At 75.0% G+C, this 13,049-nt stretch carries 11 protein-coding genes; 7 read left to right on the top strand and 4 right to left on the bottom strand.

What is annotated here, in order from left to right; genetic code table 11:
• Positions 1-217 precede the first annotated feature (217 nt).
• The 4 genes from PUR61_RS15635 to PUR61_RS15620 all read right to left on the bottom strand — a co-directional run bounded on the left by PUR61_RS15635 (position 218) and on the right by PUR61_RS15620 (position 4,357).
• Positions 218-1,459 carry a 3-dehydroquinate synthase family protein gene (locus PUR61_RS15635; protein WP_329879454.1) on the bottom strand — a complete coding sequence of 414 codons (1,242 nt, stop codon included), beginning with the start codon at positions 1,457-1,459 and terminating at the stop codon, positions 218-220.
• A gap of 300 nt (positions 1,460-1,759) precedes the next feature.
• The gene (locus PUR61_RS15630; protein ID WP_329879453.1) at positions 1,760-2,191 is read right to left on the bottom strand and encodes a hypothetical protein; all 432 of its coding nucleotides are present in this window, start codon (positions 2,189-2,191) and stop codon (positions 1,760-1,762) included.
• Positions 2,188-2,913: a cupin domain-containing protein gene (locus PUR61_RS15625; RefSeq protein WP_329879452.1), complete on the bottom strand. Its 726-nt coding sequence runs from the start codon at positions 2,911-2,913 to the stop codon at positions 2,188-2,190. The genes PUR61_RS15630 and PUR61_RS15625 overlap by 4 nt, the downstream gene beginning before the upstream one ends.
• Positions 2,906-4,357, bottom strand: a complete 1,452-nt coding sequence (locus PUR61_RS15620; protein WP_329879451.1) for a sedoheptulose 7-phosphate cyclase — start codon at positions 4,355-4,357, stop codon at positions 2,906-2,908. Before PUR61_RS15620 ends, PUR61_RS15625 begins: the two co-directional genes overlap by 8 nt.
• A gap of 216 nt (positions 4,358-4,573) precedes the next feature.
• Here PUR61_RS15620 and PUR61_RS15615 point away from each other — a divergent pair, with 216 nt between their 5' ends.
• From PUR61_RS15615 to PUR61_RS15585, 7 genes are all read left to right on the top strand, one after another.
• The gene (locus tag PUR61_RS15615; protein ID WP_329879450.1) at positions 4,574-6,034 is read left to right on the top strand and encodes a phosphoribosyltransferase family protein; all 1,461 of its coding nucleotides are present in this window, start codon (positions 4,574-4,576) and stop codon (positions 6,032-6,034) included.
• A 386-nt stretch (positions 6,035-6,420) separates the two neighbouring features.
• Positions 6,421-7,635: a 4-hydroxyphenylpyruvate dioxygenase gene (hppD, locus tag PUR61_RS15610; protein ID WP_329879449.1), complete on the top strand. Its 1,215-nt coding sequence runs from the start codon at positions 6,421-6,423 to the stop codon at positions 7,633-7,635.
• Between the two features lie 139 nt (positions 7,636-7,774).
• Positions 7,775-8,983 carry a homogentisate 1,2-dioxygenase gene (locus PUR61_RS15605; RefSeq protein ID WP_329879448.1) on the top strand — a complete coding sequence of 403 codons (1,209 nt, stop codon included), beginning with the start codon at positions 7,775-7,777 and terminating at the stop codon, positions 8,981-8,983.
• The gene (locus PUR61_RS15600) at positions 8,980-9,882 is read left to right on the top strand and encodes a hypothetical protein (protein ID WP_329879447.1); all 903 of its coding nucleotides are present in this window, start codon (positions 8,980-8,982) and stop codon (positions 9,880-9,882) included. Before PUR61_RS15605 ends, PUR61_RS15600 begins: the two co-directional genes overlap by 4 nt.
• Positions 9,879-11,099, top strand: coding sequence for a fumarylacetoacetase (fahA, locus tag PUR61_RS15595; protein WP_329879446.1), 1,221 nt, complete (start codon positions 9,879-9,881; stop codon positions 11,097-11,099). Before PUR61_RS15600 ends, fahA begins: the two co-directional genes overlap by 4 nt.
• A gap of 247 nt (positions 11,100-11,346) precedes the next feature.
• Positions 11,347-12,402 carry an enoyl-CoA hydratase/isomerase family protein gene (locus PUR61_RS15590; RefSeq protein WP_329879445.1) on the top strand — a complete coding sequence of 352 codons (1,056 nt, stop codon included), beginning with the start codon at positions 11,347-11,349 and terminating at the stop codon, positions 12,400-12,402.
• A 166-nt stretch (positions 12,403-12,568) separates the two neighbouring features.
• Positions 12,569-13,049: enoyl-CoA hydratase-related protein (locus tag PUR61_RS15585; RefSeq protein WP_329879444.1), on the top strand; the 481-nt coding region annotated here is incomplete at its 3' end.

Raw genomic sequence — 13,049 nt, 5'->3', positions numbered from 1 at the left:
GCGGTCCGTACTGGGCCGCTTCTGATCTCCACGATGTGGCGCCCGCCGTCCCGGTCGCACGGGAGCCCGGTCCCGTCCTGCTCCCGCCCCCGGCCGGGCCCGGGAACGGCGCCGGTCCCGGGGGTCACGGGACCGGGAACAGCGGCCGGGACGAGGGCCGGGACGACGGGCACGGACCGAGCGGGGCCGGGCACCGCGGGCCGGACCCGTCTGCCGCTCAGCGGGCGGCGCACAGCGCGTCCGGGAGGGGGAGCAGGCCCTGGCCGGGCACCGCGGCCGGGCCGGGCAGCCGGTCCCGGACAGGCGGCGCGTCCGGTGCGGCGGCCCGGCTGTGCGGGAGGCCGGCCGGACCGCCCAGGCTCCCGACGGCGGCCCGCAGCACCCTGCCGTCCACCGGGCCGAGCAACCGGCCGTCGACGCAGTGCGGGTGACCGAGGTCGGCGAGGAGCAGCAGGCCCGGGGCGGCTGCGGCGCCGACGGCTGCCGCGAGGCGGTCCGTGTCCACGCCGCCGGGCAGGGCGGTCGGCGCGCCGGTCCGGGCCAGCAGCTCGCCGTGAGCCCGGGCGGCGGGACCGTTCAGCAGGCCGAGCCGGAAGGCGATCCGGCCGGCGAGGAGCAGGCCCAGGGCGTCGGCGTCGCCGGGTGCGAGCGCCGGGCCGACGGCGGTCCGCAGGGCCCGGCCGAGACTCCGGCCGTAGCCGAGGGCGAGGGCCGGGCCGGTCTCGTACGGGTCGAAGCAGACCAGGGCGGCGCGGGCGTCCGCGCAGAGCGCGAGCAGCGCCGTGAGGGTCCGCTCGCCGTACCGGGCCCCGGGGGCGAGGGCCTCGGCCAGCGGCGCGTACTGCGCCGGGCAGACGGCGAGGACGTGCCGGACGACGGCGACCGTCCCGGCTACGGTCTCCCGGGCCGAGCGGTCGGCCAGCCGGTCGGCGCGGACCCAGACCAGGGCGGGCGCGGGACCGGCGGCGTCGCCGCGGCCGGGGTCGGCGGAGGACGGGCCCGTCGGAGCGGGACGGTGCAGGGCGAGCGCCGGTCCGCAGGCCGTGGCGAGGTCGGTCGGCACCCGGACGTCGGCCGCGACGGCGCAGGCCCGCTCACCGCCGACGGCGATGACGACGGTCCGGCCGGCCGGAGCGGGCCGGTCGGGGAGCGGACCGCTCCGCAGGTCGTGGACCGCGCACGGGGCCCGGGAGGCGGCGAGCGCGTGCACCCGGGCCACGAGGTCGGCGGGCGCCGTACCGTCCGTCACGAGGACGAGCCGGAAGGCGGCCGACCCGGCAGGACCGGAGGCTTCCGCGGACCCTACGAAACCGGCCGAACCGGCCGAACCGGCCGAACCGACGAACTCGCCGATCCGTTCGCCGAGTTCGTCCCAGGACTGCTCGCCGCTGCGGACCGCCAGGGAGATGCTCGCGGCACCGGCCTGGATCCGCCGGTCGAGTCGAACGCTGCTACGCATGGCGGGCCTCCTCCCGTTCGGGATCGCACACCCACCGTGCGGCGCCCGTCGCCCCGGACGCCTGAGCCGCCGGGCCTGTCCGCGCCCCGGCCGGGCCCGGGTCCGGCCCGGGTGCAGCGTCCCGACCCGTCCCGACCCGTCCCGGTGCCCGGGAGGAGGACACCGGGACCGGTCCCGACGGCGCGGGCGACGGGCGACGGGCGACGGGCGACGGGCGCCGCAACGGGCGACGGCGGCCCGGGCCTGCCCGCACTCCCGGCCGACCGCTCCGGTCTGCCCCTCCCGGTCAGCCGTTCCCGGTCAGTCGCTCCCTGCCGACGGCGGTTCGTCGGCTGCCGTGCCGTGACCGTCGAGCTCCGGCCGCCGCTCCGGCAGCGCGGCGCTGACCCGCGCCGGAAGGACGGTCAGACAGAGCAGCTCCGCACCGAGCGGCCCGCCGTGCAGATGGACGGACTCCCCGTGCGGGGCGAGGACCAGGGCGCCGCGGTCGAGCAGGCGCAGCGGCAGGTCGGGGCAGTCGACCAGCGCGACCGGACCGCGCAGCACGTACCAGGCGGCTTCCGTGGATTCGCGCCCGGCGAGGTCGAAGCAGGCACCGGGGCCGAGCCGGACGTGTTCGAAGGCCTCGCATTCGCTGTGCAGCATGCCCCGCCGGGCCAGGCAGCGGGTGCGGACCCGCTGGGTGCCGGGGCCCAGCAGCAGTCGGGGCCCGCCGGTTCCGGTGACGATCATCGCCGCTCACCGCCCGGAAGGACCAGCTCCGCGTGCACGTACGCCAGTCCGGACGGTCCGGCGGCGAGGCCGGCCGCCGTGCCGTGCGGCAGGGTGAGCGCGGTCCCGGGCCGCAGCGGCGCCCGGACACTCCCGGCGTCCGTCCGCCCGCCCCCTCCGGTGACGAACACCGTGTGTTCCGCGCCGTCCGCCACGAGCCCGGTGCTTTCGCCGGGCGCCAGTTCGGCGTGGTGGAGCAGGCGCAGCGGTCCGCCGATGACGGCGGACGGGTCCAGCGGCCCGGTCCGCCGCAGGTCGGTGATCACCGTGCTGCCGACCCGTCGGCCGCCGTCGTCCCCCGCCCGGTCCGGATCCTCCTCCGTCGGGTCGGCCGGCAGTTCGATCACCAGCCACTCCAGCGGCTCCGCGCCCGTGTTGCGCAACCCGTGCCGGGTGCCGACCGCCGTCAGCACGGCGTCACCGGACCGGACCGGGCACGGGCGGCCGTCGAGGGTGACCTCGCCCTCCCCCGCCAGCAGCACGTAGATCTCGCGGGTCCGGGTGTGCAGGTGTTCGCCACTGACCCCGCCGACCGGCACGCGGGCCCACTCCACGGCCTCCCAGGCCCCGGTCAGCCCCACCCGGCGGGCCAGGCACGTCCACTCGGTCACCCCGGCCGCGCCGTGCACACCGTGGACGGCGGCCGGCGCGCCGGTGTCCGCGACCACGATCGCGCTACGCACGCGTCTCACTCCCCTCCCACGTCCGGAACGCCTGTCCGGTCCCCGGCCGCGCGCGCTCCGCCGCCGACCAGGCACGCAACCGGCCTGCCGCCTCGGCGAGTTCACGGGCGTCCAGGTCGTCGACGAAGACGCCGGACCCGATCCCGGACGGCAGTGGCAGCCGTTGCCGCCCGTCGCGGTGGCGAACGGTGTCGGCGAGTGCCTCACCGAGCGTCAACGGCTCGACCAGCGGGTGCCAGACGGGCAGTTCGAGCCGCCGCATCAGCCGCAGGATCCGTTCGCCCTGCGCGGCGTCGAGCAGTCCGCGCCGCTGGGCGACCACGGTGGTGAGCGCCATGTCGACGCAGACCGCCTCGCCGTGCAGGAGTTCGGGCAGTGCGCGCATCTCCACGGTCGGGCTGAACGAGTGGCCGTAGTCCATGAGGCGTTCCAGCCGGTGCTCCCAGAGGTTGGGCTGGAGCTCCTCCAGCATGCCGTGGACGGCACGGCCGAGCACCGCAGCGGCGACGCGCCGGCCCTGGAAGCGTTCGTCGAGGAGGCTCCGGCCGTGGCGGTCCAGGAGTTCGAAGAGGTCACGGTCCTTGATCAGGGCGACCTTGAGGATCTCCGCGAGCCCGTTCCCGAGGTGCCGCCGGTCCAGGGTGTCGAGGAACGCCGGGTCGAGCAGGGTGTCCACGGCCGGGTGGTAGGTGCCGAGCCGGTTCTTGTGCCGGCCGTGGTTGACGCCGGTCTTGGCGCCGACACCGGCGTCGACCAGACCGATCAGCGTGGTCGGCACCCGGACGAACGGGGTGGAACGGCGGTACAGGCTGCAGGCGAGGCCGACGACGTCGGTCAGCACGCCACCGCCGACGGCGATGACCGGCTCGCCGCGTCGGGAGATGCCGAAGGAGTCCATCCGGTCGGCGACCTGGAACACCGAGTCCATGGTCTTCACCTGCTCGTGTGCGGGCAGGACCAGTGCCTCGTACGCGACGCCCTGGGCGGTCAGGTAGCGGTGGAGCCGGTGTCCGTGCAGTTCGTGCACCCGGGCGTCGACCACGACGAGCCGGCGTCCGGGCGGTCCGCCGGCCAGGGCGAGCGCGGGGTTCCCGGGGTCCAGGACGCCGGGGGTGAAGCGGACCCGGTAGCTGACGGGCAGCGCGGTGGCGACCGTCCAGCCGGCGGCCGGGGCGCCGCTCACCGGGTCACCGGTGGCGTGCAGGCCGGCGACGTGCCCGGCTGCCGTGCTGTGCCGGCCCGCGGTGTCGTGGCCGGAGGCGTCGGGCCCTGCGGCGTGGAGACCGGCGGAGTGCGGTCCCGGCACGGCACGGCGGTCGCGGAGGCCCCGGGCCTCGCGGGCGGTCAGGGCGGGCGCGGCGTTATCGGCGGCTTCCGCAGGTTCCGCGGGTTCGGCGGGTTCGGCGGGTTCGGCGGCGGGGTGCTGGGGGTGGGGAATGGACACGGGTCGACTCCTTCGCGCGGATCGGGTGGCACGGCGGACGCACGACGGGCGGCCGGGCCGCTCTCCACGCTGTCCCGCCCGCCGTCCCGGCCACACGGGCGGCCGGGCCCATCCGTGTCCCGGCCCCACCCGGGACACGGCCGCCCCCGCGGCCCGCCGCCCCGGCACACCGCCCAGCCGCCCAGCCGACGTACGGTGGAAGCCGGAGGCCGCACCATGCACGTCACCGGAACCCACTTCACCGACCGCACCGACGCGGGACGCCAGCTGGCCGCGCTCCTGGGCCGTCTGCGCGGCCCCGGCACCGTGGTGGTCGCCCTGCCGCGCGGCGGGGTCCCGGTGGCCGCCGAGGTGGCGGCCGCCCTCGGTGCCCCGCTCGACATCTGCGTGATCCGCAAGCTCGGTGTCCCGTACCAGCCGGAGCTGGGTATGGGGGCGATCGGCGAGGACGGCGTACGGGTGCTCAACGACCAGGTGCTGCGGCCGGCCGGGGTCACGGCGCGGCAGCTCGCCGACGTGGAGTCCCGGGAACGCGTCGAGCTGGAGCGCCGGGCCCGCCGCTACCGGGGCGACCGGCCACCCGCGGACCTGAGGGGGCGGACGGTGGTCGTCGTCGACGACGGCATCGCGACCGGTTCGACCGCCCGGGCCGCCTGCCTGATCGTCCGGGCCCGAGGCGCCGCCCGGGTGGTGCTGGCCGTCCCGGTGGCCCCCGACGACTGGACGGACCGGCTCGACGACGTCGCCGACGAGCTGGTCTGCGTGGGTACGCCGTCGCCGTTCTTCGCGATCGGCGAGTTCTACGCCGACTTCCGGCAGACCGAGGACACCGAGGTCCTGCGCCGTCTCGCCGAGGCCGGCGCACGGGCGGAGGCACGGGCGGAGGCACGGGCCGGCACGCCGGTCGGCGCCGTCCCCCGGGCCGCCGCCGGGCCCGACCGCGGCGTCGAGCCGGACTCCACCGACCCCACCGGCACCACCGACACCACCGACCGCGAGCTGACCGTCGCGGCCGGTGGGGTCCGGCTGACCGGCCGGCTGACCGTGCCCGCCGGGGCACGCGGGATCGTGGTGTTCGCGCACGGCAGCGGCAGCAGCCGGCGCAGCCCGCGCAACCGGTACGTGGCCGACTACCTCAACCGGTCGGGGCTGGCGACCTTCCTCTTCGACCTGCTCACCGAGGACGAGGAGCCCGACCGGCGGAACGTCTTCGACGTCGACCTGCTCGGCGCCCGGCTGACCGACGTCGCCGGCCACCTCCCCGCGGTCCTGCCCGCCCGGCTCTCCGCCGCCCCGTCCGCGGGGCCGCCCGGCCGGGACGGCCCCGCGGACGGGATCCCGCTCGGCCTGTTCGGCGCCAGCACCGGCGCCGCCGCCGCGCTGTGGACCGCCGCCCGGCTCGGTGACGGCGTGCGGGCGGTGGTCTCCCGGGGCGGGCGGCCGGACCTCGCCGGCGCCGGGAACCTGGGCCGCGTCACCGCGCCGACCCTGTTGATCGTCGGCTCCCGGGACGGCCCGGTGATCGATCTGAACCGGCGGGCGCGCGAGCTGCTGCGCTGCGAGAGTGAGGTCGCGGTGGTGCCGAACGCCGGTCACCTCTTCGAGGAGCCGGGCACCCTCGACCGGGTCGCCGAGCTGGCCCGCGTCTGGTTCGTCGACCACTTCGCACCGGCCTGACGAACTCCGCCGCGACCCCCGCCACGACCCGCCGACCCGCCTGCACACACCGACCCGCACCACCCCTGACCAGGCCCTGACCAGGCTCCGAGCACGCCCCGGCCCCACCGTGGCCGGCCGCTCCCGGGGCACCCGACCGACGCCCCCGGTCCCTCAGGGGCGTTCCGCAGAACTCGTGAAACCGCCCCCAAGACCGGGCATTCTGCACAGCAGGACCAGGGATTTCCTGATCACCTTGTACACATTGAACAGTGGAAATCCGACCTGTTGCCCAACCACCCCGACTGGAGCAAGCTCTCCGCTCAGCCGCACTCGCACCCACCCCGCGGCGCGGCCGCCTCAAGCGGATGCCTCAATGCCGAGGCCTCAATGTGGAGGAACGACCGATGACCCCGCAGTCCCACGCCCTTGAGCTCACCCCCGAGGAACGCGAGGCCGGTCTCGACGCCGAGCAGCTCCGCCGCCTCGTCGGCCTCGTCGAGCACGACCCCGCGACCGACCCGTTCCCGGTCACCGCGCAGGACGCCGTCGTGTTCGTCGTCGGCAACGCCACCCAGACGGCCCAGTTCTACCAGGTCGTCTTCGGCATGGAGCTGGTCGCCTACTCCGGTCCGGAGACGGGCGTCCGCGACCGCAAGGCCTTCGTCCTGCGCTCCGGCTCCTGCCGGTTCGTGATCACGGGCGGCGTCGCCCCGGACAGCCCGCTGCTGGACCACCACCGCCGGCACGGCGACGGCGTCGTGGACCTGGCGCTGGAGGTCCCGGACGTCGACAAGTGCATCGCGCACGCCCGGGCCCAGGGCGCGACGGTCCTGGAGGAGCCGAACGACGAGTCCGACGAGAACGGCACCGTGCGCCGCGCCGCGATCGCCACGTACGGCGAGACCCGGCACACCCTGATCGACCGCTCCCGCTACCACGGCCCGTACCTGCCGGGGTTCGTCGCCGCGCAGAGCAGGGTGAAGCACCCCGAGGGCTCGCCGCGGCGGCTGTTCCAGGCGCTCGACCACGCGGTCGGCAACGTCGAGATCGGCAAGATGGACCAGTGGGTCGCCTTCTACAACAAGGTCCTGGGCTTCGTGAACATGGCCGAGTTCGTCGGTGACGACATCGCCACCGACTACTCCGCCCTGATGTCCAAGGTCGTCGCCAGCGGCAACCACCGGGTGAAGTTCCCGCTCAACGAGCCGGCCGTCGCCAAGAAGAAGTCCCAGATCGACGAGTACCTGGAGTTCTACACCGGCGCGGGCTGCCAGCACATGGCGCTGGCCACCAACGACATCCTCACCACGGTGGACGTGCTGCGTGCCCGCGGCGTGGAGTTCCTGAACACCCCCGACTCGTACTACGACGACGCCGAGCTGCGCGAGCGGATCGGCAAGGTCCGGGTGCCGATCGAGGAGCTCAAGAAGCGCGGCATCCTGGTCGACCGGGACGAGGACGGCTACCTGCTCCAGATCTTCACCAAGCCGATCGGCGACCGTCCGACCGTCTTCTACGAGTTCATCGAGCGGCATGGTTCGCTGGGCTTCGGGAAGGGCAACTTCAAGGCGCTCTTCGAGGCCATCGAGCGCGAGCAGGACCGCCGCGGCAACCTCTGAGGCGCCGCCCCGGCCCGGTGTCACCCGCCGGGCCGGAAACCGCCGGCCCGGCGCCACCCCGCCGGGCCGGCCATCGCGGAACCGGCACCGCGGAACCGGCCACCGCTGAGCCGTAGGAAGGTCTGGGAGGAGCAGGACGATGGCGCACTACCGGCAGCTGGGCAGCATCCCGCCCAAGCGGCACACGCAGCACCGCACACCCGAAGGCGGTCTGTACTACGAGGAGCTGATGGGCGAGGAGGGGTTCTCCTCGGACTCCTCGCTGCTCTACCACCGGGGCATCCCCTCGGCCGTCGTGAACGCGGTGCCGTGGGAGTTGCCGGACCAGTCGACGGTGCCCAACCACCCGCTGCTCCCCCGCCACCTCAAGCTGCACGAGCTGTTCGCGGGCCAGGACTGGAAGTCCGCGGACGTCGTGGCCGGTCGCCGGCTGGTCCTCGGCAACGGCGACGTGCGGATCTCCTACGTCGCCGCCGGGGCGCCCAGCGAGCTGTACCGCAACGCGCTCGGTGACGAGTGCGTGTACGTGGAGTCCGGCACCGGCACCCTGGAGACGGTGTTCGGCACGCTGGAGGTCGGCCAGGGCGACTATGTGATCATCCCGCGGGCGACCACCCACCGGTGGCTGCCGACCGGCGACGAGCCGCTGCGCGCCTACTGCATCGAGGCGAACAGCCACATCACCCCGGTGAAGCGCTTCCTCTCCAAGTACGGCCAGCTGCTGGAGCACGCGCCGTACTGCGAGCGGGACCTGCGCGGCCCGGCCGAACTGCTGCCGGCCGACGCCGCGCCCGAGGGCGACGTCGACGTGCTGGTCAAGCACCGCGGCCCGAACGGGATCTCGGGCACCCGCTACACCGTGCCGCACCACCCGTTCGACGTGGTCGGCTGGGACGGCTGCCTGTACCCGTACGCGTTCAACATCCGGGACTACGAGCCGATCACCGGGCGGATCCACCAGCCGCCGCCGGCCCACCAGGTGTTCGAGGGCAACGGGTTCGTGATCTGCAACTTCGTGCCCCGCAAGGTCGACTACCACCCGCTGTCGATCCCCGTGCCCTACTACCACTCCAACGTGGACAGCGACGAGGTCATGTTCTACTGCGGCGGCGACTACGCGGCCCGCAAGGGCTCGGGCATCGCCCAGGGCTCGATCTCGCTGCACCCCGGCGGCCACACCCACGGCCCGCAGCCGGGCGCGTACGAGCGGTCCATCGGCGCGGAGTTCTTCGACGAGCTCGCGGTCATGGTGGACACGTTCCGCCCGCTGGAGCTGGGCGAGGGCGGCCGGGCGAGCGAGGACCCGGGTTACGCCTGGACCTGGGCCGGCCGGGGGCCGCAGCGGTGAACGACACCCGGGAGTCCGTCGTCCCCGAGCTGTTCCGGGGGCTCTTCGACGACGCGGCGGTGTTCCCGCCGGGGAACCTGCCGGTCGCCGAGGCGGCGCCCGCCCACCGCGCGCACCGGACCGCCTGGTACGCCGACGCGGTCGGCCCGTTCCTCTGCGGAGCGGGTCGGCTGGCCGAACTGGGCGGGACGGTCGGCTCCGGGCCCGCCCTCCGGGTCGGCCTGGTGCTGCCGGGGGGCAGCTCCGAGCTCGGCCCGGCGCTCACCGCCGCCGCGCCGTTCGAGGTCGCCGGGGTCGAGCTGTCGACCCGGGACGCCCGGGAGGCGATCGCCGCGCTCGACCTGCTGCTGCCGCCCTCCGTCCCGGCGGCCGTCGAACTGCCGCGCGAACTGCTGCGCGGCGACGGCCTGGACGAGGTGCTGGACGCCCTGGTCGACAGCCCGTACCGGGCCAAGTTCCGCACCGGCGGAGTGGTGGCCGGGGCCTTCCCGGACGAGGAGGAGCTGGCCGGCTTCCTCACCGGCTGCGCGCAGCGCGGCCTGCCGTACAAGTGCACCGCCGGGCTGCACCACGCCGTCCGGCACACCGATCAAGCGACCGGCTTCGAGCACCACGGCTTCCTGAACGTCCTGCTCGCGGCCCTGGAGACCGACCGGAAGGCCGCCGCCGAGGTGCTGGCGGAGCGGTCCGGCGAGGTACTGGCAGCGTCGGTACGCGCCCTGACCAATCGTCATATTACCGCGATCCGGAACTCGTTCACGGCGTTCGGAACGTGCAGCATCGTCGAGCCGCTGGACGACCTGGCCGCGCTCGGCCTGCTGTCCGGGCCCGGCGCCGCGCCGGCCGGGTCGACCTCGCCACCCACCTCGCCCGACTCCCCGTCCCAGGAGGACCGTTGACCACCCCCCTCAGCCGGCCGGTGAGCGCCCAGGACTCCCCGTTCGGCGTGCACAACCTGCCCTACGGCGTCTTCACCGCGGCCGACCGGCCGGGCCGGCGGCGCGTCGGCGTCCGGATCGGGGACTTCGTCCTCGACGCCGGAGCGGCCGCCCGCGCCGTCGGGGCGCCGTCCGCGCTGCTCGACGCGGAATCGCTCAACCCGCTGCTGGGAGCGGGCCGTCCGGTCTGGACGCAGGTCCGGGCCGACCTGACCCGCTGGCTCACCGAGGAGTCCTTCCGGGAGGCCGTCTCCCCGGCGCTGCTGCCGCTCGCGGAGGTGGAGCTCCACCTGCCGTTCGAGGTCGCCGACTACGTCGACTTCTACGCCTCCGAGCACCACGCCACCAACCTGGGCCGGATGTTCCGCCCCGACACGGAGCCGCTGACACCCAACTGGAAGCACCTGCCGATCGGCTACCACGGGCGCTCCGGCACCGTCGTGGTCTCCGGCACGCCGGTAGTCCGCCCGCACGGCCAGCGCAAGGCGCCCACCGACGCCGCCCCGTCCTTCGGCCCGACCCGGCGGCTGGACATCGAGGCCGAGGTCGGCTTCGTGGTCGGCGCCCCGTCCGCGCTCGGCACGCCGGTCCCGCTGGACCGGTTCCGCGAGCACGTCTTCGGCGTCTGCCTGGTCAACGACTGGTCCGCGCGCGACATCCAGGCCTGGGAGTACGTGCCGCTCGGCCCGTTCCTCGGCAAGTCCTTCGCCACCTCCCTCTCGCCGTGGATCGTGCCGCTGGACGCCCTGGAGCACGCGCGGGTCACCCCGCCGGCCCGGGACGTCGAGCCGCTCCCCTACCTGGACGACCGCGGCGGCGAGCCGTGGGCGCTGGACCTCGCGCTGGAGGTGCGGCTCAACGGACACACCGTCTCCCGGCCGCCGTTCGCCGCGATGTACTGGACGGCCGCCCAGCAGCTCGCCCACATGACGGCCAACGGCGCCTCGCTGCGCACCGGCGACCTGTTCGCGTCGGGCACGGTCAGCGGACCGGAGCGGGACACCCGAGGCGCGCTGATCGAGCTGACCTGGAACGGCGAGGAGCCGCTCAAGCTCCCCGACGGGTCCACCCGGACGTTCCTGGAGGACGGCGACGAGGTGACCATCACCGCCACCGCCCCCGGCCCGGACGGCACGCGGATCGGCTTCGGCGAGGTCACCGGCCGCGTGGCGCCGTAGGAGGACCCGCGGGCCGCACCGGCCGACTCCCCGTGAAGGGCGGCACCGTACGCAACCGGTGCCGCCCTTCGCGCCGGTCGGCGACTCCCCGCCCACCACGTACCGCTCGGCCGGACGGCGACGTCCACCGGCTCCTATGGACGTCCATGATCGCGTCGGTTCTCAGGGGTAACCGCTGCCAGTACCGTGTCCGGAGGAACCATCCGACCTTGCAGCGCGGGACCGATGACGGACGGGAGCGAGCCCGATGAGCGACGAGGTACAGGTCTACCGGGACGGCGGCGTGGGGCGGATCGTGCTCGACCGCCCGAGAGCCCTCAACTCCCTCACCCACGGCATGATCACGACCGTCCGGGCCGCACTGGACGGCTGGGCCTCCGACGACGCCGTCCGTGCCGTGGTCCTGACCGGCGCCGGCGACCGCGGGCTCTGCGCGGGAGCGGACATCCGGGCGATGCACGACGACGCCAAGGCGGGCGGAGCCGGTTCGCGCGCCTTCTTCCGCGACGAGTACCGGCTCAACGCACTGATCGCCCGATACCCGAAGCCGTACCTCGCGGTGATGGACGGCATCACCATGGGCGGCGGTGTCGGGCTGTCCGCCCACGGCGCGGTGCGGATCGTCACCGAGCGTTCGGTGGTGGCGATGCCGGAGACCCGGATCGGCCTGGTGCCGGACGTCGGCGGCAGCCGCCTGCTGGCCCACGCCCCGGGCGAGTTGGGCACCCACCTGGGGCTCACCTCGGCCTCGATGGGGCCGGGCGACGCGCTGCTCTGCGGGTTCGCCGACCACTTCGTCCCGTCGGCGCAGGTGCCGGCCCTGCTCGCCGGGCTCGTCGCCGCCGACGGCCTCGACACCGAGGCCGCGGTCACCGCCGTCGTGGCCGCGCACGCCGAACCGGCGCCGCCCGCCGCACTCGCCCGGCAGCGGGCGTGGATCGACGAGTGCTACGCCGCCGACAGCGTCGAGGAGATCGTCGATCGGCTGCTCGGCAGCGGGATCCCGGAGGCGAAGGAGGCGGCCCAGCAGGTGCTCGCCAACTCGCCGACCGCCGTCAAGGTCACGCTCGCGGCGCTGCGCCGGGCCCGCACGCTGCCGTCGCTGGAGGCGGTGCTGGAGCAGGAGTACCGGATCTCCTGCGCGGCGCTGGACGGCCACGACCTGGTCGAGGGCATCCGCGCGCAGGTCGTGGACAAGGACCGTCACCCGCACTGGTCCCCGGCGTCGCTGGCCGCCGTCACCGAGGAGGACGTGGCGCGTTTCCTGGCCCCGCGTGAGGGTGACGGGCCGGCCCTGGACTGAACGGCCGGACCGACCCGCCCGAGCCCCCGGCCCGAGCCCCCGGGGCGCGGCCCGTGACGACCGTCTCGCGGAGCGAGACTGGCGCGAGGCGGTCCGGTTCGGAGATCGTGGGGTGGTCAGAGCGCGCCCCGGCGGCGCCGAGCAGTGGAAAAGGGAGTCAACGGCGATGACCGACACCTACGAGACGATCCTGGTCGAGCGCAAGGGCCGGGTCGGGCTGATCACGCTCAACCGGCCGGAGGCCCTGAACGCGCTCAACACGCAGCTCATGAACGAGGTCGTGACCGCCGCGACCGCGTTCGACCGGGACCCGGAGATCGGCTGTCTGGTGATCACCGGCTCCGAGAAGGCGTTCGCGGCCGGCGCCGACATCAAGGAGATGCAGGGCAACCGGTTCCCCGACGTCTACCTGGACGACTGGCTGGGCCCGTGGGACCGGCTCGGCGAGCTCCGCAAGCCGGTGGTGGCCGCGGTGGCCGGCTTCGCCCTCGGCGGGGGGTGCGAGCTGGCGATGCTCTGCGACATCCTGCTCGCGGCGGACACCGCGAAGTTCGGCCAGCCGGAGATCAAGCTGGGGGTGATCCCCGGGATCGGCGGTTCGCAGCGGCTCACCCGTGCGGTCGGCAAGGCGAAGGCGATGGAGCTGT

This window comes from Streptomyces sp. BE20, from assembly GCF_036322525.1.
Classification (GTDB): domain Bacteria; phylum Actinomycetota; class Actinomycetes; order Streptomycetales; family Streptomycetaceae; genus Kitasatospora.
This window is presented reverse-complemented; position numbering and strand designations above follow the sequence as displayed.